Here is a 22,529-nt window from a genome sequence, read left to right as displayed (position 1 = left end):
GATTTTGTCAGTACTTTCATTCAAATGTTAAAGGATGAATGAGCTTTCTATAAGCGATTTTGTACTATAAAAATATCTTGAAAATTAGTCAAAAGATTTATTTCTATTCATGTCTATTAAAGGGATGGTGAAATTAAAAAAAGGTATTTTAAAAGCCCGTTTGTCCTGCTCTTGAAAGATTTATAGCAGACAATTTTATCAATTCATGTTCACAAAAAGCTAAATCGATCGATCCATAATTCTCTCTTAATTGAGATGAGAAAAAATGTTGGTCAAGTCTTTTTAGAAGCGTTCATTTTTTGTAAAGTTGCCTCAAGAGCCATTGTTAAAGCTCTTCCTCCCCCTTGATGAGAAAAATAATTTGACAAAAATTCATTTGTTCCCCCCTTTGTTGAAAACTCTTTTTCAAGTAGTGCAAAATTAAGAGGGGTAGAACGATCCGTTGCTATAATTTTACGCATTTCGTCCGTAAGATTTCCAAACATCATGGTAAGAAACTCTACTGATTGCTGTTTTTCCAACCCTTTTGTTATAAACCATTGATGCGCTGTTTCTATAAAATTAAAATATACGCCCATCAGAGAGCCCGCTGTCATAAAAAGATTAAACTGTTCTTCCTCCTCTAGTACCAATGTTCCCCCCAATGTATCAAATAAGGTGCGTAAAAAAGGGTGATCGGGATAAATGGGTGTCAAATTTTTGCACTCTGCGACAAAAGGTAACGGAACAGCACGATAAACTTTATGGTTAATCCACGCTTCCACTTCTGCTGCTTTTGCCATAGCGAGAACGGAAATAACCAGTTGTTCTGGACGAAAACGAAGAGAGCGCAAAATGCCTTCTGCAATTTGGTTTGGTAAACAAAGAAAAACACACTCACTCACATCGAGCAAAGCTTGGTTATTTTTAGCAATCATAACCTTATCATAAGTATGTGAAAGACGCTCTGCTATTTCAGCATTGCGCGGTGAAACAATAATGGAAGAAACATTAAAGGCGCTTGTCATGAGGCCATTGATTATGCAAGCACTGATTGTACCTGTTCCCAAAAAGCCAAGTTTCATTTTTATTCCTCAGTTTTACCTTTTAAAAGGAATCTCAATCAACAGCTGAGATGTTTTAACTAACATAAATGCTAATTGAAGAAGCAACGCAGAGCATTGCTAGAATAATCAACCCCAAATAGATTTTGGGCTTGTCAAACAGAACGGCAAAAGCAGAAAACCAACCCACAACAGCTGCAGCTAATGCAAATAAAAAACCTGGTTTATTCATCAGTACAATATGCATTGCCATTAAACCACCAATAATCAGCGCTCCAAAAACAATGAGCAAACCTGTTGCAAACTTTTCATAATCATCCATATTTCACTCCTTAATAGCGCTCAAACGGTTATAGACTTTTTAACGCATATACACATAAAGGAGAAATGTTTTTTATTGAGTATGGTTAAAACGTAGCTCGCCTCTTATTGATCAGAGGTAAAAAATGCCGGAATATGCTGTGGCAAACGCCAAGGTAAAATTGCTATCAAATCAAAGCGTACAGATAAAAGGGCATAATCTTTTTGTCGTGCGAGCCAAATATCGGCTGCTGCCTCAATTCGCCTTTCATTTATACGGGAAACCGCTTCCATTGCTTCTGCCAACGTTGAACGTGCTTTAACTTCAACAATTAACACAAGATTTCCACGTCGTGCAATTAAATCAATTTCCCCACACTTTGTTTTAAAACGCATTTCGGCTATGTGAAATCCTTTGAAACGCAACCACCAAGCAGCTAACTTTTCTGCACGAACTCCCCGATAAAAAGATTTTTGTCTTTGTTTTTTTTGTATGGTCTTACGCATTATTTTACATATTTTTTAGAAAAATTAACCGCTGAAAAAGTTCCTGCTTTTTAAATCCAGTCTTTTTTGCAACCAAAGCTGCGGCTTGAGCCGTGGAATGTGTCTGTATGTGTTCTAATAACATTTCATCAACTTCTTGATCACTTATTACATTTAAAGAAGGAGATGATGACTCTCCAACAAGCACGACAATTTCTCCACGAATCTGTGTCTGTTTTTTATAACTTTCCAACAAACTTCCCAAGTTAGAAACGTCTATAGTTTCAAACTTTTTTGTTAATTCACGACAAATGGCTGCAGGTCTATCTGCTGAAAAAAGAGAGACCATATCTTGTAAAGTTTCAATAAGTCGATGCGGTGATTCATAAAAAATCAAAGTTGCTGGAATCTCTTTTAATTGTTTCAATCGTTTTTGACGCTGTGCCTTGCGGGCACTCAAAAAACCTGCAAAGAAAAAACTGTCGGTTGGAAGTCCTGTCGGTATCAGAGCAGCTAAAAGAGCGGAGGCTCCAGGGATTGGAATAATTTTATGACCTTCCTTACGGGCTTCTTCGACTAATCGAAATCCAGGATCAGAAATAAGCGGTGTTCCCGCATCTGAAATGAGCGCTATCGTTTTATTTTCTGCTAAAGCTGCTAAGAGCTTTGGACCTGCTTTTTGCGCATTATATTCATGATAGAGAAAAGCTTTTTTTTGAATACCGTAACGTTCCAACAAAACACGTGTTACCCGCGTATCCTCACACGCTAAAATATCAACGCCTGCTAGAACTTGCAGAGCACGAAGCGTAATATCTGCAAGATTTCCAATAGGCGTTGCTACAAGATAAAGCCCAGGCTCTATGATGGGAGCTGAATAAGCATGCGCACCTATAAAATATGCTTTTTCACACATGCTCTTTTCTCTTCATCAAATTCCCCTTACCACAATAAGATTTTTATCCATACTCATAAGTTATTTTTACTCACTTTTTACCAGCACGTTTTTATCATTACAACGGCTTATTTGCTCGTGCCTCCTTACTTAAATAGTTGGTCACTTCACAATAGGATAACTTTTTGTATTGTAAAAAAGCTTAATGTATGAAGGTTATCGATAGATTTCTGATCTTAAGGGAAATATTTTGATCCATTGTATTTTGTCTATTTCAATTTTAGGAGAATGAACAATGATGATATTGGGGGAGAGGTTACATATTGGGATAGAAGGGACCTTCGCTGCCTTGCGGACAGGTCCAGGTGATATTTTGGTTTGGATCTTTGAGGTCGCACGTTTTACAATGTATACAATTTGAAGCGTTGATCCTATACGTTAGATGATCGTGGGACTCTAGCCATTCGTAGACAGCGGCGGGGCAATAGCGTGTAGAAGGTCCTCCATAGATTACATATTCGGAGTCCTTTTGTTTTTCTAATGAGGCTATTTTTAAATGACAAGGTTGATTTTCTTCATGGTGTATATTGGAAAGGGCAACACTTGTAAGGCGATCAAAAGTTATAATACCATCGGGTTTTGGGTAAGTAATGGGGTGAAATTTTTCTGCTGGTTCAAGACAGGCATAATCTTCCTTGCCATGGGAGAGTGTTTTAAATAAGGAAAATCCGAACAGTTGTTGCCACCACATATCAAAACCGGCAAGTTTAATCCCATATTTTGTGCCATATTTTGCCCATAGCGGTTTGGCATTTCGCACTTTATAAAGATCTTTGCCAATAGGGCCTTTTCGCCATTGTTCTTCGATTTCTTTGACTTCATCATGGGCACGACCTTGTGCAAGAGCGGTAGCAATTTTATCGGCTGCTAATATGCCCGATAAGATGGCATTGTGTGATCCTTTGATACGAGGAACATTGACAAAGCCAGCAGAGCAGCCAATAAGAACTCCACCAGGAAAGGTGAGTTTGGGTACAGATTGCCACCCTCCTTCACTGATCACACGTGCCCCATAGGAAAGACGTTTTGCCCCTTTGAAGATGTCATAAAGTTTTGGATGGGTTTTAAAACGTTGAAACTCTTCAAAGGGAGAAAGATAAGGATTTTTATAATCTAAGTGCATAACAAAACCAATGGAAATGATATTGTTTTCTTGGTGATAAAGAAAACCACCCCCGCCGGTATTATTATCTAAGGGCCAACCGGTGAAATGTTGAACTAAACCACGTTGGTGTTTTTGCGGTTCAATTTCCCAGAGCTCTTTGAGACCAAGACCAAACTTTTGCGGTTCTCGATTTTTGCTAAGGTTGAACGTTTGTATCATTTGTTTTGCAATGGAGCCGCGTGCGCCTTCCGCAATTAGTGTATATTTTGCCAATAATGCCATACCAGGCATATAATTTTTTCCAGGGGTTCCATCTTTATTAAGTCCCATATCGCCGGTGAGGACACCAATGATGGCTCCGTTCTCATTCTGGATGGTCTTTGTTGCGGCAAAACCCGGATAAATTTCGACACCCAGTGCTTCGGCTTTTTTGCTTAGCCAGCGGCAAACATTCCCAAGTGAAACGATATAACATCCGTCATTGGATAAGATTTTTGGGTGCAAAATATTGGGCAATCGTGTCGCTTTTTGAGGCTTTAGAAAAAAAAACTGGTCACGGGTAACAGGGGTTGTGAAGGGATGGTCGTGATCACTTCTCCATTTTGGTAAGAGTGTATCAATACCGATGGGGTCAATAACGGCGCCAGAGAGAATATGGGCTCCAACTTCAGCCCCTTTTTCAACAATTGTGACAGAAAGCTCGGGATTAATTTGTTTCAGACGAATGGCCGCAGAAAGCCCTGCAGGACCTGCCCCGACAATGACGATGTCAAACTCCATACTTTCACGCTGTTCATGCAGAGGTGCTTTCATGGCTTATAAAGTTTTCTCCAATTCTGGAACAGTTTGGTGTGGATTGCCCACAAGAGGTAAAACAACGATTTGCATGGCAAAAAGTTCTATTGGTGTTAGCTCTGTTTGAACAATGACTTTGTTAAATTCCATCTCTTCATGTTGAGAATGCTGAGAGGCATTCATAGCTTATAAAGCTTTCTCCAATTCTGGAATAATTTGGTGGAGATCTCCGACAAGGGCGTAATCGGCAATTTGCATGATGGGGGCTTCTTCATCTTTATTAACAGCAACAATAATTTGTGCATCCATTATACCGGCTAAATGCTGGATTGCACCGGAAATGCCAACAGCGATATAGAGTTTAGGGGCAACGACTTTTCCTGTTTGTCCAATTTGCCAATCATTGGGAGCATAGCCTGCGTCAACTGCTGCGCGGCTGGCGCCTAAAGCCGCATTTAATTTGTTTGCAAGAGGAAGAAGAAGGGACATAAATTGTTCTTGTGAACCAAGACCCCGCCCACCTGATATAATAATACGTGCAGAGGTAAGATCAGGACGATCACTTTTGTTGGTTTCTGCTTTTACGAAAAATGAAAGATTGGGATTGGGCGCTGGTGTTATTGTTTTAATGGGTGCAGAATTACTTTGGAAAGGTGTTGGTGTGAAAGAGGCTGTGCGAACGGTGATAATCTTTTTGTGATCATGGCTGCGGACAGTTTCAATTGCATTGCCTGCATAAATGGGGCGTTTGAAGGTATCAGGTGAAAGAACGGCGGTAATATCTGAAATTTGCATAAGATCAAGAAGGGCTGCTACGCGCGGCATCACATTTTTTCCAGTACTGCCGGATGGCGCCATGATCACATCATAATCATTGGCGAGTGTGACAATTGTATTGGCCATAGGCTCGGCAAGTTGATGGGCTAAATAATCAGCGTCAGCGATAAGAACTTGCCGCACACCATTAAGTTTAGCACTCTTTTCTGCTATCGTTTGAATATTTTCTCCGCAAACTAAAATATCGATATCACTCTTAAGTGCGTGGGCAGCGGTGAGTACTTTTGCGGTTTCTTCTGTATTATGATCGGCTAATAAAAGAATTGCCATAATTTTTTTACCCTTTTATGTGCGTATTGCTTTTACTTTAGAGAATATTAAATGCAGTTTTTTTGTTTTAGTGCGCTGACAAGCTCTGCTACATTAGCAACTTTAATTCCAGATTGACGGGGTTTGGGCTCTTCAACACTTAAAATTGTGAGGCGTGCTTTCGTGTCGATGCCAAGATCAGCAAGAGCTTTTTGTTCAATGATTTTCTTTTTTGCTTTCATGATATTGGGGAGAGAGGTGTAACGCGGTTCATTGAGCCGTAGATCGGTCGTCATAACCATGGGAAGGGGAAGACAAAGGGTTTGTGTTCCATTATCAACCTCACGTGTAACGGTAGCATGCCCATTTTCTATGTTAAGATGTGAGACAAAGGTTGCCTGTCCCCAACCAAGAAGAGCGGCGAGCATTTGTCCTGTTTGGTTGCTATCATCATCAATTGCTTGTTTTCCTAAAAAGACCATATCGGGTTTTTCTTCATCAACAATGGCTTTGAGAATCTTAGCGATGCTTAAGGGTTCAAGTGTTTCATCTGTTGTGACAAGAAGTGCACGATCAGCCCCCATGGCAAGTCCTGTTCGTAAAGTTTCTTGGGCTGCTTCTGGTCCAATTGAAACAAGAACAACTTCTGAAATTTTACCAGATTCTTTTTGGCGAATTGCCTCTTCAACGGCTATCTCGTCAAAAGGATTCATAGACATTTTTACGTGAGACAGATCAACGCCTGTATTATCGGGCTTGACGCGTATCTTGATGTTATAATCAACAACACGTTTAACAGCGACAATTATTTTCATGATGATCCTCTTTGTTTATCTGATTACAAATTTATAGCAATACTTCATAAGAAACCAAATTGTTTAGAATGAAGTCTTCATTTATAACTTGTGTTCTCTTTCATATAATTTTTTTATGTTTACGTGTATTTTCTTATCATCATTTTCAATCGTCATTTCTTTTGCATTTTTATAATTGCCTTATTTGCTTGAATAAAAAGTAAAAAAAATTAATCTGTCTTGGGAGAATATTCTTTTTTTGTTTTATAGGCTTTGTTTATGATGGTGCAATAGGAACTTTATACGATGAAAAATGAAGCAAAAAAATAAAAATGGGGGAATGATTTGACACTTCAAACCTTAAGAGCAGAAAAATTAAAGATCTTTCTTTCAAATAGTTGGGATGAATATTAGACAAATATTTTATATAAAAAGTGGGAAAAATATTTCTAATAAAAATTTTGAGGGAATTCTTAAAGCTCTATTTACTAAAATAGAGCATACTTTCTAATCATTTCTTGTGATTCTTTTCAAAAAGGTTAATGAGGGGTAGACGTTTGTGAATACGAAGGGTCATACGATCGACCAGGCTGCCAATCAGGTTCGGAGTGATCAACCTTCTTCTTTTATTAAGCAGAAGGGGAGAGTGGATACGCCTGTGGAAGTAACAATGTCGGATATTGCTCAAAAATTACGTACTGTTTATGCACAAATGCAAATGAAACACTCGTCCCGTTCTTTGAATCAGCAGGGAGTTGCCGAAGAACATTTTAAATCTTACTTAGATGATATTAGTCGGGCCATTTTGGCTGAGCATTATATTCGCCGTCAAAGGGAAAAAAGAATTTTTGAGTCTTTAGAGCAGATTAAGGCCCTTGTTCAAAGTTTGCAGAGTGAAAAAAAAAGCTTAAAAAAAGCTGCAATAACACGACGGATGCCTCATTCAAAATTATCTGATTCCGTTGTACAAAAACTCGCTCATATGGAATATGAAGAAAATCAAGAACACTTACTCCTTCAAAAGGCGCAAAATTTTTCAGGACAAAACAGTATAAGTCAACTCCAAACAAATGTTGAAAATGTGTTACAGCAAGAAAATAGAAACTCTCTGCCCAGTGATGCATTTTTGACCAAGAATACACTTTTGCCAAGTGATGCGTTGAAGTCTTCTTTAAAAAAGGCTGAAGGAGCAGCGGAGCATACTGCAATAGAAGAGAAGGATATAAGGGAGCCAGCATCTAACCATTGTCCAGAATCTCATCATTGCGTTGAGAATGATTTTTCTTCTGCCTTAAAAGCACAGTCTCGCAGATATGTCTCTTTTTTATCTTATTTTGTAAAAAACAGTGTCCTTTGTTTTTTAACCGTTGCATTTATGGGTGCGATAACGTTATGTTTTTATAGCTTTTTAAAAGGAGCGCGTTTTTTTTAGCTTTTATGCTGTTGATGTTAATAGATGTGAAGTGTATTGCGCATTCGTAAATTGTGCGAAAGCGATAGCAATTAAAATTATCCTTTTAAACATGCAATAGAGATTATTGAACAAAGAGGATAAGTTGGAGAAAGATTCTCCAATTGTTAAAAGCCTCAAATTATCTTAAAGGTTCTGCCTGTGAGTATTTATTTGCCAATTGCTGAAATGTCACTCAATATGCTGATCTTGATTGGTATGGGAGTCGTTGCAGGTTTTTTTTCAGGTCTTTTTGGTATTGGGGGTGGTTTTCTCATCACGCCTTTATTGATTTTTTATAATATTCCTCCTGCTATTGCTGTTGGAACAGGAGCTAACCAGATGATTGCATCATCTGTAACGGGAGCGATTACACATTTTAGACGACGGACTCTTGATATCAAACTTGGTATTATTTTGGCGGTTGGAGGAGGGATTGGTTCATTAATCGGGATTCAGATTTTTTCTGTTTTGAAAAAGTTAGGTCAACTAGACCTCATGATTTCGCTTCTTTATGTGATTCTTCTTGGAAGTATAGGAAGCTTGATGATTGTTGAAAGTTGGTATGATATGATGCGCAAGCGTAAGGCAGGAAAAGCCAGTGTTCGTCTTGCAGGTCGGCATCGACATAACTGGATTCATCGCTTACCGCTAAAAATGCGTTTCCGGACATCTATGATCTATGTTAGCATTATTCCAGTGTTAGGGATTGGCCTTATTGTGGGATTGTTGTCTTCTATTATGGGCATTGGTGGGGGTTTTTTCATGATCCCTGCATTGATTTATCTTTTGCGTGTTCCAACCAGTGTTGTGATAGGGACTTCACTTTTTCAGATTACATTTGTGTCTTCTTTCACGACAATTTTGCAAAGTATGACTCATCAGTCCGTTGATATTGTTTTGGCTTTTTTGTTAATGCTTGGAGGAAGTATTGGTGCACAATATGGAACACGGGCTGGACGGAAGTTAAAGGCTGAACAATTGCGTATGGCTCTTGCATGTTTGGTGTTGATTGTATGTATGCGTCTTGCTTTTCAATTATTTGTACGCCCTGATAATCTTTTCTCTCTGGATATTCTTATGAGATAAAAATGGGTAAATTGTTTTCTTTATGCATTATTACAGGTTGCTTTTGTTTTGTTTCTTTTTCTACATGGTCACATGTTGGGACTACAGCAGCATTCATTGATCAAATTGATCACGAAACTGTCCAAATTATCGTCACAACGAATACGATTACGGTGGATGCAAATTTTGCTGGTCGTGATCTCTATATTGCGGGTGTTTTGGAAAATATTGATCCATTATATTCTCAACAGAACCGTTATGATGTTATTGTAAGCTTGGAAGGACAAAACCGCCCAATGGTCATGCGGGAAAAAAAACGCAATGCTGGTGTATGGGTTAATGCGGACTCCCTTATTTTTAAAAATGTTCCTCTTTTTTACTCTATGGTCACAACGCGTGAGATTGATGATATTACAAGTATTGAAGATTATAAACGTTTGGGGTTAGGGGTATCCTATTTGCCATTGCAGACAGATGAACAAGATCAGAAAAAAGTACAAATCTTTCGTGATGAACTTACAAAACTGCAAAAAGCTAAAAGTCTTTATTACGAAGAAGTAGGTGGTGTTCGTTTTGGTTCTGATAAACTTTTTATAGCACATTTTCGCTTACCTGCCAATATTCCTGTTGGACATTATAAGGCTCGTGCTTATCTTTTTCGTGATGGACAGTTTATTGATAGTGCAACAACTACTCTTGAAATTGTTAAAGCGCATATTGCTTATACAATTTTCTATGCAGCGCACAAGCATCATTTCCTCTATGGTATTGTTGCGGTGATTATTGCTGTAAGCACAGGATTTTTATGTCGTTTTATTTTTCGAAAAGATTAGTGCAAGAAAGATATTTAAGGCGTTTATTTTTTATGAAAAATACGCAAGACAAGAAAAATAGGCACAACAATGATAGCACCCATCATGGTTATGTGGAAGAAGTTTGTAAGTGTTATAAACCCTGTTTTCCATAAAGATTGAAGAAAATCTATTATTTTCTGTATGAGGTTGTGAGGTGTCCATCCAAAAAATTTCATTATAATACCCATGAAGAATGAAAGAATAAGTAACTTTAGACTGACACGGCTGAATGTTTCTTTAAGAAATACATGAAAAGAATGTGACATTTTTTTCTTTCGGCTCATTTAAATATACTTTCGAATCTCTAGAGTTTTTTTGTATTATCATTGGACAGTAATATTGTTATCATAAAGGAAAAACATTTTCTCACTTTTTTCACCACTTTTGTACTGGTGTAATGTCGATGCTTATCGTTGGAATACACGCGTGCTCTAGTGTATTTTTCGCGCTACTTTCATGGAACTTCCTTTATTAGATAAAAAATCCTTTTCCTCTAATAATTTGTAAGGGAGTTTTTAGAACATTTTGGTATTTTGCATCAGAGCGAAAGTTTTCGTTCGTTGAAGATTTTATAACGAACTTATTATTATCCCCTGTATAGAAATAATATTTCAAGAAAATTTACTTAAAAAAGACTATCTATTCTTCTAATGCTATGCTTATATAGGTATTATATTTAGATGTTTCAACCTTAGTGAATTGAAAAGATATTTTTTTCTGAAAAAATACAAGCAATGAAATACAAGCAATGAATTGAGTATTGTTAAAGGAACAGAGGTATTAAAATAGGATGTTGAAAAAAGTTTTGTGCTCTACGAGTGTATGAGCGAATATCAGGGGGGCTCGTGCTCTTTTTGTTTTGAAATAAGATATAATGAGGCGCTTGTTATTGAGTGGAGAATTAAAAGTTCATTTTGTAGAAGGCAGAGAGGTGCTTAATATTAAAAAATGGGTGAATTTTTCTGTTTTATTGAAAGAGCAAATTATTATTAAGGCTCTTTATTATCAAGGTGCTTGCGCTAACAGGAGGAGTGCTTTGATGATGGAAAAAATGCTAGAAGAAAAAAGAAGAGACGAGTTTGCTCGACAAGAGAGAAAAAATTTCTGTCTTAATCGTTTTAATGATAAACGTTGTGATATCAAACATTGCTATATCATCAGTAGATTTTGTTATCGGTTATACCATTTATTGTATATTAAATTGTTTTTCGGTGCATATGGGAAGGATAGCTTATAAGTGTGGCAGGAAGAGTGCTTAGTCAAGGAGTGTTGTTTGAATTTTTAAACCTTGTTTCTCAGAACCTATGGTTCATCTAATCTTGTTATTTTACACGTTCTTATTGCGTGGGGAATGATACAATAAACGTTAAAAGGAAAAGTCTATGAACTTGAAAAGAAAAATCTTGAAAAGAAGCAGCTCTCTTGTTTCTGCTTTTATGGTACTGGGAATGGTTGTACAGCAAGTTGCAGCGAAAACACCGGCGAATACCCTTGTTATGGCTTGGAATCTCGATGCGGTTAGTACGTTTGATCCGGCTCAAATTAATGATGTTTATGGAAGTGAAATTATTGGAAATGTTTGTGATAACTTGGTCAGTACTGCGGCAGATGATCCAACGAAAATAGTTCCATCTTTAGCAACACACTGGGATATTTCTGGGGATGATCACAGTACGGTGATTACCTTTCATTTGCGTGATGGTTTGAAGTTTAATGATGGTAGAGCAGCCAACGCTAATGATCTTGTTTGGGGGATGAAGCGGCTTGTCAAATTAAAAATGGCCGATGCGGCAACTTTTAATGAATATGGCATTACAGAAAAAAATATTGATGATGCTTTGCAAGCGCCTGATGAAAAAACGGTGGTGATGAAATTTGATAAGCCTTATCCAGCAGAGCTTATTCTTAATAATGTTGTTGCAAATCAAGTAACGGCTTTGCTTGATCGTGAGACCATTATGAAGCATGAAAAAAATGGCGATCTGGGCAATCAATATTTGAAAACACATGCTGCTTGTGTTGGTCCTTATCAGTTAAAAAGTTGGCGCCCTGGAGAAGCTCTTTTGTTGCGTGCAAGCTCTCATTATTGGGGAGATGCACCAAAATTGAAGCAGATACTCATTCGTCATGTTGCAGAACCCGGAACACAACGTTTATTGTTGCAAAAACATGATATTGACGTTGCTCGTAATTTGACCCCTGAAGATCTTGCAGATCTACAAAAAACAACAGATGTTAAAGTGGAAAAGGTATTGATTCCAAGCATGATGTACTGGGGATTCAACATGACAAATCCCATTTTTGCTAAAGAAAAAGTACGCTTGGCGATGCGCTATCTCATAGACTATGAAGGTTTTGGTAAGAAGCTTCTCAAAGGGGTTGGTATTCCACGGGCAAGTTTTATTCCTCTTGGCAACTTTGGGGCTTTGGATGAAAAAGAAGGGCAACCCTTTAAGCTTGATATTCAAAAAGCCAAGAAACTTTTAGCAGAAGCTGGTTATCCGAATGGATTTGAAGCAAATTTTCTCGTCTCAAATACTCCTTATACTTTAGCTCTTGCTCAGTCTCTGCAAGATAGTACTGCACAGGCGGGGGTGCATCTTAAAATTGAACGTGTGGCAGGGACACAGTTGTTTTCAAAGGTAGATGCCCGAGCTTTTGATACAACTTTTATCGGATGGAATAGCGGATCTACGGATCCTCATACAATGGCTTCACGTCTTGTTTATAATCCGGATAATCGGTTTGAGGCAAAAAATACAGCCTATCCTAGTTGGACGCATGGGTATTTTGATGCAGAGATGAATCAAAAAGTTGAAGAGGCTTTATTTCAAAAAGATCCACAAAAACGGGCACAACTCTATGCTGATTTACAACGTGAATTGATGCAAAAAGGCCCTTATGCGTTTATCTATCAGAAATATAGTGTTATCGCGATGACACCTGATGTCAAAAAATGGGTTTGGAATAGTGCTCCACAAATTTTTTATAATAAAATTGAAAAATAGGTATCTCTTCAATGCTCTCAAATAAATAAAGAGTATTATCATGGTATATTCGGCGTTTTGCATAAGTTTTCGAGTTTTACAATACGTCGAATTTATGGATGATGGGTGGGTATGTTGTTGAATATCTTTTCAAGACATTCGAAGAGTTTTTCTCATTGAGGATATGTTTGTGTGGATATTAAGACTGAACATTTCAACTTCTCTGAATTGAAAAGGGGCAATTTATTTGCTGATTATTTGCTGAAAAAATCAGTGCAACCAATGTTGAATAATTTAATATTGCTAAAGAATAAAAGGATTTACATGTTGAAGAAAAAAATCTTTATGGAAGTATATTGGGAGGGTGTGGAATATTAGTTTTTTATGGTGTCCGTCTTTTCTTTGCTTTGAAAGATGATGAGATGACAATTGGAAGGTATTGTTTTACAGTACGTGAAGCAAAAGCTTGAAGAAGAAATAAAAGTCGTTGTGCTTAGCAAATTAACGATTTTTCCTGTTTTACCGAAGTTTCAAATTCTTATGAAAGCTCTTTTTTATTAAGGGATTTGAGCTAAGAGGGGATACTTTGATGATATTCAAAAATGTTAGAAGAGACAACCTTTCTCAGTAAGAGAGGAAAGGAATCTTAGTCTTATAGACTTCAATCGTAGACATTAAGAGATCATGAATGGCTCTGTTATTGGTGGGGTTTCATCGTATATCAGTGTATTTTCTTTTGTATGGTTTGGTTTACAAGTATGGACAAGAGGAATGATGAACAAGAGTTTTTTGGGGAAAGGTTTTAAAGCTTTATCTTTCGGTGCTTATGGCTCGTTCCATTTTATTATTTTGTTATTATTTTGCGTGTTTTTGCAATGTGGAAAATTTATATAATAAACTTTAAAGGAAGAAATCTATGAATTTAAAAAGAAAAATATTAAAAGAGAGCAGTCCTTTTGTTTCTGCTCTTATAGCTTTGGGGATGGCTGTACAACCAGTTTCAGCAAAAACACCGGCTGATACCCTTGTAATGGCTTTAAATCTTGATTCAATTGAGACTTTTGATCCTGCGCAGATCAATGAACGTTATGGCAATGAAATTATTGGCAATATTTGTGATAATTTGATCGATTCTGCAACAGATGATGCTGCTAAAGTTGTTCCTTCTTTGGCAAAAAGTTGGGATGTTTCGGATGATGGCAAAGGGACGGTACTTACTTTTCATCTGCGTGATGGTCTGAAATTTAATGATGGTCGTCCTGCTGGTGCCCATGATCTTGTTTGGAGTATGAAGCGGATTGTTAAGTTAAAATTGTCTGCAGCGGCAATGTTTAACGAGTATGGAATTACAGAACAAAATGTTGATTCTACTCTTCAAGCCCCAGATGATAAGACCGTGGTGATGAAATTTGATAAGCTTTATCCAGCACAGCTTATCCTTAGCCATATGGTTACGCTTCGTCTTGCTGCTTTGCTTGATCGTGAGACAATTATGAAACATGAACAAGATGGTGATATGGGAAATCGCTATTTGGCAAGTCATGCGGCTTGTGTTGGTCCTTATCAGTTAGTGAACTGGCGCTCTGGAGATGCGATTTTGTTGCGGGCAAGCTCTCATTATTGGGGAAAGGCACCCAAGTTGAAGCAAATTCTCATTCGTCATATTGCAGAGCCTGGTACACAACGTTTGTTGTTGGAAAAACACGATATTGATGTGGCCCGTAATGTAACGCCAGAGGATATAACCGATCTTCAAGCAACAACAGATATTAAAGCCGAAAAAGTGTTGGCACCGTCCATGATAATATGGGGCTTCAATGCAACAAACCCCATTTTTGCCAATGAAAAAGTACGTTTAGCGATGCGCTATCTTATCGATTATGATACTTTAGGAAAGACTCTTCTTAAAGATGTTGGTATTCCGCGGGCAAGCTTTATTCCCATTGGGAATCTTGGGGCATTGGATGAAAAAGAAGGGCAACCCTTTAAACTTGATCTTCAAAAAGCTAAGCAGCTTTTAACGGAAGCAGGTTATCCGAATGGTTTTGAGGCTAATATTTATGCAGGGACTTCTCCCTATCCTTTTGCTTTGCCTATTGCTCAGTCTATTCAAGACAATGCAAAAAAGGTAGGTGTGCGCTTTAAGATTGAACATTTTGTGGGGACGCAGTTGTTTTCAAAACTTTATGCACGCAGTTTTGATACAATTTTTGTTGGATGGAATAACGATTCTGCGGATCCTCATACAATGGCTTCACGCCTTATTTTTAATCCCGATAATCGGTTTGAAGCTAAAAATACGGGTTACCTTAGTTGGTGCCTTGGGTATTTTGATGAAGATATGAATAAAAAGGTAAGGGAAGCCTTGTTTGAAAAAGATCCACAGAAACGGGCACAAATGTATGCTGACTTACAGCGTGAATTTATGCAAAAAGGACCTTTTGCCTTTATCTATCAGACATATAGCATTATCGCTATGACACCTGATGTTAAAAAATGGGTGTGGAATAGTGCACCACGTATTTTTTATAATGCCATTGAAAAATAAACACGTTTTAAATGTTGTAACATAACGATGAATGTAATGACGATATCTTCGATGTTTTGTGCAGGGTTTAAAAGCTTTACAAAATATCGAAGTTTATCGGTAAAATGCATTTAAAATACATTACAGAATAATTTTAACATACTCTTTTTAAAAGAAGGGCTATGCATTTTATGAAAAGTCCTATACATAAGTATTAGGATTGGAAATTTCAATCTTAAGTGAAGTAAAAAATAATAAATTTATTTGTCCAAGAAACGGGCATACTGAATATAAGAAGAATTTAGTATTTTTTAGAAAAAGCGGGGACCTTAAAATGTGCTGTTGAGAAGAAATTGGGTTATGTGCAGGTGCATTGGGGGAATATGAGGTTATTGTGGAGCGAATGCTTCAAATTTACCATCTTTCCTTAAAAAATGATGAAATGCTGGAGATCGCCCAGGGATTATCCTTTGTGTATGGGGTCATGGAAGCTCAAATTTTCTTGTGAGGAAGGAGAAGAGTGGCCATTGTTGGGGAAACTATGCTTGTGAGGATTATCAAAGTATCAAAGGGTGATTGAGGTTTTAAAACAACCGAAGTCAGTGCTCTGAAGGCTATTTTGGGAAAATCACAAAAAGATTTTTAAAGCAGAAGTTCTGTTTGATGCGATAAAGAAGATCTTTGGCTTGTATCTTCAAAGTTACAGGTGTTGTGACATCGCCAATAGATGCTGTCATTTGTGGTATCATGCATCGTTTATCAGATCATTTTCCGTTGTCTCTTTTGTTTTAGCCTACCAATATCGCTCTCAAGCGGTGGTTCTTGCTGTTTAAAGGTTTGATATTTTGTCTTGAGGAGCTGTGTTTTAAAAGCCTGATCTTTTTATTTTTGCACGTTTTTATTGCGTGAGGAATTTATATAATAAACTTTAAAGGGAAAAATCTATGAGCTTAAAGAGAAAAATATTAAAAGGGAGCAGTCCTTTTGCTTCTGTAATTATTGCTTTTGGGATGTTGGTGCAACCAGTTTCAGCAAAAACACCGGCCGATACCCTGGTGATGGCTTGGGATCTTGATGCAATTAGTAATTTTGATCCTGCGCAGCTCAATGATCGGTATGGTGCTGAAATTGTTGTCAATGTTTGTGATAATTTAGTCGATTCTGCTAAAAATGATGGAAGTAAAATTGTTCCTTCTTTGGCAAAGAGTTGGGATGTTGCAAGCGATGACCAGAGTACGGTGATTACTTTTCATCTACGCGATGATTTGAAGTTTAATGATGGTCGGCCTGCTGGTGCTCGTGATCTTGTTTGGGGGATGAGGCGAGTTGTCAAATTGAAGCTGTCTAATGCAGCAACTTTTAATGAATATGGTATCACAGAACAAAATATTGATGAGGCTTTTCAAGCACCCGATGAGAAAACGGTAGTGATGAAATTTGATAAACCTTATCCAGCAGAGCTTATTCTGAGCAATATTTCCACTAATCGTACTGTTGCTTTGCTTGATCGTGAGACACTGATGAAACACGAACAAGATGGTGATATGGGTAATCGCTATTTGGCTAATCATGCTGCTTGTGTTGGTCCTTATCAGTTAGAAAGTTGGCGTCCTGGAGAAGGAATTTTATTGCGGGCAAGTTCCCATTATTGGGGAGAGGTACCCAAATTAAAGAAAATCTTAATTCGTCATATTGCAGAGCCTGGAACACAACGTTTATTGTTGGAAAAACACGATATTGATGTGGCTCGTAATTTGACACCAGAAGATATAGCTGATCTTCAATCAACAACAGATATTAAGGTTGAAAAAATATTAGCTCCATCTCTGATTGTCTGGGGATTCAATGTGACAAATCCTATTTTTGCAAATGAAAAAGTACGTTTGGCGATGCGCTATCTTATCGATTATGACACTTTGGGAAAGACTCTTCTTAAAGATGTTGGTATCCCACGGGCAAGCTTTATTCCTCTTGGTAATTTTGGAGCTTTGGATGAAAAAGAAGGGCAATCCTTTAAACTTGATCTTAAAAAAGCTAAGCAGCTTTTAACAGAGGCAGGGTATCCGAATGGTTTTGAGGCTAATATTTTTGCTGGAAAATCTCCTTATCCTTTTGCTTTGCCTATTGCTCAGTCTATTCAAGACAATGCAAAAAAGGTAGGTGTGCGCTTTAAGATTGAACATTTTATCGGTACGCAGTTGTTTTCAAAACTTTATGCCCGCAGCTTTGATACAATTTTTATAGGATGGAATAATTCTTCTTCTGATCCTCATACAATGGCTGCACGTTTTATTTTAAACCCTGATAATCGGTTTGAGGCTAAAAACACAGGCTATCCTAGTTGGTGCCATGGCTATTTGAGTGAAGATATGAATAAGAAGGTGAAAGATGCCCTCTTTCAAAAAGATCCACAGAAGCGGGCGCAAATGTATGCTGATTTGCAGCGTGACTTCATGCAAAAAGGTCCCTATGCTTTTATCTATCAGACATATAACATTGTTGCTATGACACCTGATGTGAAAAAATGGGTGTGGAATGGTGCACCACGTATTTTTTATGCTTCCGTTGAAAAATAAACCTATTTTCAATGTTATAACTTATAAAAATACGATCACGATATCTTCGACGTTTTGCATAGGATTTAAAATTTTTGCAAAACGTTGAAGTTTATCGCTAACAAATCGATCTGTTGTATAGGGAAGGCTTTCTCAAGATATAGCTCTTTTAGAAAGATATTTTTTTCTCATTAAATTTTTATGGATGTTGAGATTGAATATTTTCACTGTCGTTGATAAAATTTTGGATGAAATAATCAGTATATTAAAAACCTTGATGATTTTAGTCATCAGTTTGAGACTAAGGATAGAGGTTGTTTTCTTATTGCTACCACGGATATGGGGTGAAGCGATAAGTTAAAAAATTAAAGATGCATTGTTTTGAAAAGAACCACAAAATAGGCGTAAAGAATTGAAGAATGGTAGGTTTATTTGGTGAAAATACAACTGCAACGAATGTTGCAGAATTTACTGTTTCCGAAATAGCAGGTGCTTTAAAGCGTGTTGTGGAAGAAAAGTTTGGGTACGTACGGGTACGTGGGGAGATCTCGGGTTACCGCGGTGCTCATGCTTCGGGACATGCTTATTTTTCCTTAAAAGATGATAAAGCGCGGTTGGAAGCTGTTATTTGGCGCGGGTTTATGGAAAAGCTCAAATTCCCTCCTGAAGAAGGGATGGAAGTTGTTGCTGTCGGTAAGCTTACGACTTATCCAGGGTCATCGAAATATCAAATTGTCATTGAGGCTCTTGAACCAACAGGGGTTGGTGCTTTGATGACTCTTCTTGAAAATCGTAAGAAAAAATTTGCAGAAGAAGGCTTATTTGATGAAGCAAAAAAAAAGCCTTTGCCTTATATGCCTCGAGTTATAGGTGTTGTAACATCACCAACGGGGGCTGTTATTCGCGATATTATTCATCGTATATCTGATCGTTTTCCGTTGCATATTTTGGTTTGGCCTGTCCGTGTTCAAGGGGAAACAAGTGGGAGTGAAGTGGCTGCTGCTGTTGAAGGTTTTAATGCGCTTACTTTAGGAGGACCAGTTCCAAAACCTGATCTGCTTATTGTTGCACGGGGAGGGGGAAGTTTAGAAGATTTGTGGGGGTTTAATGATGAAGCTGTTGTTCGTGCTGTTTATGGTTCTGACCTTCCCGTTATTTCTGCTGTTGGGCATGAAACAGACTGGACTTTGATTGATTATGTCGCTGATTGGCGTGCGCCAACCCCTACAGGAGCCGCAGAAAAGGCTGTTCCTGTTAAGCTTGATCTTGAAGTGAGTGTTGCGTCACTTGGGGCACGTTTGCGTAAAGGACTTGCGCGTTCTTTTGATTTTCATGAACAAAAGCTGCGTGCAGCTAGACGAGGTCTTCCTACTGTCGACCAATTGTTTGCTCTACCGCGGCGTGGTTTTGATGAAATTTCAAGTCGGTTACAGCGTGCTCTTTGTGTGAGTTATGATAAAAAACGTTTTTCTTTTCATGCCCTTCATCTCCGTCTTTCGCCCCGTTTATTAAATAGTGAAAAAGCACATCGCCATACAAAGGAATATACGGCACGCCTTCATCGTGCTTTTGTGCGCAGTGTAGAAAAACAACACGCGGCGTTAGAGTTGGCATGTAGGCTTTTAAAAAGTACTTCTTATCAGAATATTTTAGAGCGTGGTTTTGTTTTGGCTTTGGGGCAAGATCATAAGCCTATTAAACGGTTGGCACAGTTTCCTGAAAATGGACAAATAAATTTACGCTTTTTTGATGGAGATATCTGTGTTGCAACACAAGAGCCTGTTTCCCCGACACGTTCAAAACACAAGAAGATAAAATCGCCAAGTGATGACCAAGGAACGCTTTTTTAATATGGTAAATGTGGTGCTTGATGAAGGACTTCTTAAGGGGAGGGATGGAAAAGTTCGTTGCGCATGGGCAGGAACGGATCCACTTTATTGTGCTTATCATGATAACGAATGGGGAAAACCTGTTTTTAAGGATATCCCTTTGTTTGAAAAAATTTGTCTTGAAGGTTTCCAAGCGGGGCTTTCTTGGTTTACGATTTTAAAAAAACGTTCTTCTTTTCGAGAGGCATTTGATTACTTTAATTTTGAAAAAATCAGTCATTATAACGCGCTAAAGGTACAAACGTTGATGCAGAATAAAGGCATTGTTCGTCATCAAGGAAAAATTCGATCAGTGCTTAATAATGCCTTGAGAGCACAGGAAATTATAACCGAGTGGGGAAGCTTATCTCACTATTTCTGGTCTTTTCAACCTCCACAATCGGAGCGTTATGAAAAGATAGATTTTCAAACATTGTTGGAAAATCCCATCACTCCAGCTTCTCTTCGCCTTTCTCAAGATTTAAAGAAGCGCGGCTGGACGTTTGTTGGTCCCACGATTTGTTATGCCTTTATGCAGTCTGTAGGGATTGTCAATGATCATCTTGAAGGGTGTTTTTGTCGATAAATTGGTAAAATTTCTGACATAAGAGCTGTGATCGATAGGATAACCATTGAATTGTTTCATAAATGTGTGATTACAAAACTCAATTATATAAGATAACTGAAACATGCAAATGATACAATAGTAATGATTCTTTTTAATTGTTGCTGGTCATCAAAACGATAAAAGTATAGTTTTGAGAATGAGGAAACAAATGCAAAAAAGAATAATATCTTAACTATTCTGTATTTGGAGTTAGATAAGGGTGATATTTTATATATAAAGCAAGGATGTCATTGGGTTTCTAATTCACGTGCTTTCTTTAAAAATATTCCGCTCCTAAGCTCATTTTTTGACGGTCTTGGTGAATGGTATAACAGTGAAGTTATTGAGCATCACTATCTTACGCTTATGAAAGAATGAGCCGGTAGCATCACACACATTTTGCCAACTCTAAAATATTGCGATAACGCTTGGCATTTGAAATGGCTTAGAAAAAAGGTATTTTATTCATGTTTATTGATGAATGAAAGTGGTTGTTAGATGGGTGCTGTTGTTACATTGCTATACTTTGCTTGGGTTGTATGATCGTTCGTTTATTTGTGTGGTGATCGATTGCTCAAGACCAGCCTAGATAATACAAAATAAAATGCCGCGATGAAAAATTGACATTAAATAACTCAAGCTACTTGTGTTCGTTTTTTTTATCTGATAACTTCCTACCATTAGAGAGGGGGTTTGTTGTGCGTATGAGCTCCAGTTTTGGGAAGCATACTTAAGCTCAAACAGACGGGTATTTACTCCATTGCTTCGTTAAGTCTCTATATGTTGCTGTTTGGAATTAAACATTTTATTACAGCATGTTGTTTGTTATTCTATTTTTATAACAGCAAAGCAATGATGCAAATTAAAGTTTAGAATGATGTATATTTGTTATGTATTTGGGGCAAATTGTATAGTAAATTTTGTTTTTATGATAAATTAGGGGGATAGAGCTTATTGTCGCGTGCAAAGAGATATTACGAAAAGAATGTGATAATGGTTAGCAAAAAATGCATTCTATGTTTGCTATCGTTTGATTGAGACTGTCAGTCAATGAAGTTATAAAGTGGATGAAACTTTAAAGTAGGCAACTCTGTATAGGTGATGGGAAAATATTTGTTTCAATCTTTATAATTATAAATTTGCATATCATTTCATTGTCATTCATTGATAAAAAAATAAAGGGGAAAATTTATGAACTTGAAAAGAAAAATCTTGAAAAGAAGCAGCTCTCTTGTTTCTGCTTTTATGTCACTGGGAATGTTGGTACAACAAGTTTCAGCAAAAACGCCGGCGAATACCCTTGTGATGGCTTGGAATCTCGATGCAATCAGTACGTTTGACCCCGCACAATTCACAGATGTTTATGGAAGTGAAATTATTGGAAATGTTTGTGATAACTTGGTCAGTACTGCGACAGATGATCCAACGAAAATAGTCCCATCTTTAGCAACACACTGGGATATTTCTGGAGATGATCACAGTACGGTCATTACTTTTCATTTGCGTGATGGTTTGAAGTTTAATGATGGTAGAGCAGCCAACGCTAATGATCTTGTTTGGGGGATGAAGCGGCTTGTCAAATTGAAAATGGGTAATGCGGCGATTTTTAATGAATATGGCATTACAGAGAAAAATATTGATGATGCTTTGCAAGCGCCTGATGAAAAAACGGTGGTGATGAAATTTGATAAGCCTTATCCTGCAGAGCTTATTCTTAATAATGTTGTTGCGAGTCGTGCGACGGCTTTGCTTGATCGTGAGACCATTATGAAGCATGAAAAAAATGGCGATCTGGGCAATCAATATTTGAAAACACATGCTGCTTGTGTTGGTCCTTATCAGTTAAAAAGTTGGCGCCCTGGAGAAGCTCTTTTGTTGCGTGCAAGCTCTCATTATTGGGGAGATGCACCAAAATTGAAGCAGATACTCATTCGTCATGTTGCAGAACCCGGAACACAACGTTTATTGTTGCAAAAACATGATATTGACGTTGCTCGTAATTTGACCCCTGAAGATCTTGCAGATCTACAAAAAACAACAGATGTTAAA

Annotated in this window: 19 protein-coding genes; 10 read left to right on the top strand and 9 right to left on the bottom strand. The window is 37.6% G+C overall.

Going from position 1 to position 22,529, the window contains the following annotated elements:
- Positions 1-272: 272 nt before the first annotated feature.
- The 8 genes from PVV59_RS06900 to PVV59_RS06865 all read right to left on the bottom strand — a co-directional run bounded on the left by PVV59_RS06900 (position 273) and on the right by PVV59_RS06865 (position 6,585).
- A complete protein-coding gene (locus PVV59_RS06900) occupies positions 273-1,064 on the bottom strand; it encodes a pyrroline-5-carboxylate reductase (RefSeq protein ID WP_273755423.1) in 792 nt (263 codons plus the stop codon).
- Positions 1,065-1,119: 55 nt separating this feature from the next.
- On the bottom strand, positions 1,120-1,365 hold the full coding sequence (locus tag PVV59_RS06895) for a hypothetical protein (protein ID WP_144753644.1): 246 nt from the start codon (positions 1,363-1,365) through the stop codon (positions 1,120-1,122).
- A 104-nt stretch (positions 1,366-1,469) separates the two neighbouring features.
- Positions 1,470-1,838 carry a YraN family protein gene (locus tag PVV59_RS06890; RefSeq protein WP_273755454.1) on the bottom strand — a complete coding sequence of 123 codons (369 nt, stop codon included), beginning with the start codon at positions 1,836-1,838 and terminating at the stop codon, positions 1,470-1,472.
- A 16-nt stretch (positions 1,839-1,854) separates the two neighbouring features.
- A complete protein-coding gene (rsmI, locus tag PVV59_RS06885; protein ID WP_273755422.1) occupies positions 1,855-2,745 on the bottom strand; it encodes a 16S rRNA (cytidine(1402)-2'-O)-methyltransferase in 891 nt (296 codons plus the stop codon).
- 295 nt (positions 2,746-3,040) lie between these two features.
- Positions 3,041-4,702 carry an electron transfer flavoprotein-ubiquinone oxidoreductase gene (locus PVV59_RS06880; RefSeq protein WP_273755421.1) on the bottom strand — a complete coding sequence of 554 codons (1,662 nt, stop codon included), beginning with the start codon at positions 4,700-4,702 and terminating at the stop codon, positions 3,041-3,043.
- Between the two features lie 3 nt (positions 4,703-4,705).
- The gene (locus PVV59_RS06875; protein WP_273755420.1) at positions 4,706-4,867 is read right to left on the bottom strand and encodes a hypothetical protein; all 162 of its coding nucleotides are present in this window, start codon (positions 4,865-4,867) and stop codon (positions 4,706-4,708) included.
- A gap of 3 nt (positions 4,868-4,870) precedes the next feature.
- Positions 4,871-5,791 (bottom strand): electron transfer flavoprotein subunit alpha/FixB family protein, encoded by a 921-nt coding sequence (locus PVV59_RS06870; RefSeq protein ID WP_273755419.1) that lies wholly within the window; start codon positions 5,789-5,791, stop codon positions 4,871-4,873.
- Positions 5,792-5,838: 47 nt separating this feature from the next.
- The gene (locus tag PVV59_RS06865; protein ID WP_273755418.1) at positions 5,839-6,585 is read right to left on the bottom strand and encodes an electron transfer flavoprotein subunit beta/FixA family protein; all 747 of its coding nucleotides are present in this window, start codon (positions 6,583-6,585) and stop codon (positions 5,839-5,841) included.
- A 538-nt stretch (positions 6,586-7,123) separates the two neighbouring features.
- Between PVV59_RS06865 and PVV59_RS06860 the strand changes: the two genes are divergently transcribed.
- The 3 genes from PVV59_RS06860 (at position 7,124) to PVV59_RS06850 (ending at position 9,915) form a co-directional block, all read left to right on the top strand.
- Positions 7,124-7,996 (top strand): hypothetical protein, encoded by an 873-nt coding sequence (locus PVV59_RS06860; protein ID WP_273755417.1) that lies wholly within the window; start codon positions 7,124-7,126, stop codon positions 7,994-7,996.
- 180 nt (positions 7,997-8,176) lie between these two features.
- Positions 8,177-9,103 carry a sulfite exporter TauE/SafE family protein gene (locus tag PVV59_RS06855; RefSeq protein WP_273755416.1) on the top strand — a complete coding sequence of 309 codons (927 nt, stop codon included), beginning with the start codon at positions 8,177-8,179 and terminating at the stop codon, positions 9,101-9,103.
- 2 nt (positions 9,104-9,105) lie between these two features.
- Positions 9,106-9,915: a TIGR02186 family protein gene (locus tag PVV59_RS06850; protein ID WP_273755415.1), complete on the top strand. Its 810-nt coding sequence runs from the start codon at positions 9,106-9,108 to the stop codon at positions 9,913-9,915.
- Between the two features lie 23 nt (positions 9,916-9,938).
- Here PVV59_RS06850 and PVV59_RS06845 read toward each other — a convergent pair whose 3' ends face one another.
- A complete protein-coding gene (locus PVV59_RS06845) occupies positions 9,939-10,220 on the bottom strand; it encodes a DUF6460 domain-containing protein (protein ID WP_273755414.1) in 282 nt (93 codons plus the stop codon).
- 605 nt (positions 10,221-10,825) lie between these two features.
- On the opposite strand from PVV59_RS06845, the gene PVV59_RS06840 reads away from it, so the two are divergent.
- The 7 genes from PVV59_RS06840 to PVV59_RS06810 form a co-directional block, all read left to right on the top strand.
- Positions 10,826-11,173, top strand: coding sequence for a hypothetical protein (locus tag PVV59_RS06840; protein WP_273755413.1), 348 nt, complete (start codon positions 10,826-10,828; stop codon positions 11,171-11,173).
- Between the two features lie 145 nt (positions 11,174-11,318).
- Positions 11,319-12,944, top strand: coding sequence for an ABC transporter substrate-binding protein (locus tag PVV59_RS06835; protein ID WP_273755412.1), 1,626 nt, complete (start codon positions 11,319-11,321; stop codon positions 12,942-12,944).
- 895 nt (positions 12,945-13,839) lie between these two features.
- On the top strand, positions 13,840-15,471 hold the full coding sequence (locus PVV59_RS06830) for an ABC transporter substrate-binding protein (RefSeq protein ID WP_273755411.1): 1,632 nt from the start codon (positions 13,840-13,842) through the stop codon (positions 15,469-15,471).
- A 923-nt stretch (positions 15,472-16,394) separates the two neighbouring features.
- Positions 16,395-18,026 carry an ABC transporter substrate-binding protein gene (locus tag PVV59_RS06825; RefSeq protein ID WP_273755410.1) on the top strand — a complete coding sequence of 544 codons (1,632 nt, stop codon included), beginning with the start codon at positions 16,395-16,397 and terminating at the stop codon, positions 18,024-18,026.
- A gap of 398 nt (positions 18,027-18,424) precedes the next feature.
- Complete coding sequence (gene xseA, locus PVV59_RS06820) at positions 18,425-19,855, top strand: exodeoxyribonuclease VII large subunit (RefSeq protein ID WP_273755409.1); 1,431 nt, start codon at positions 18,425-18,427, stop codon at positions 19,853-19,855.
- Positions 19,833-20,459 carry a DNA-3-methyladenine glycosylase I gene (locus tag PVV59_RS06815; protein WP_273755453.1) on the top strand — a complete coding sequence of 209 codons (627 nt, stop codon included), beginning with the start codon at positions 19,833-19,835 and terminating at the stop codon, positions 20,457-20,459. The genes xseA and PVV59_RS06815 overlap by 23 nt, the downstream gene beginning before the upstream one ends.
- Before the next feature lie 1,212 nt (positions 20,460-21,671).
- The coding region (locus PVV59_RS06810) for an ABC transporter substrate-binding protein (protein WP_273755408.1) at positions 21,672-22,529 on the top strand (858 nt) is incomplete at its 3' end.

The sequence above is a fragment of the Bartonella sp. MM73XJBT.G genome (assembly GCF_028618435.1).
Taxonomy (GTDB): domain Bacteria; phylum Pseudomonadota; class Alphaproteobacteria; order Rhizobiales; family Rhizobiaceae; genus Bartonella.
This window is presented reverse-complemented; position numbering and strand designations above follow the sequence as displayed.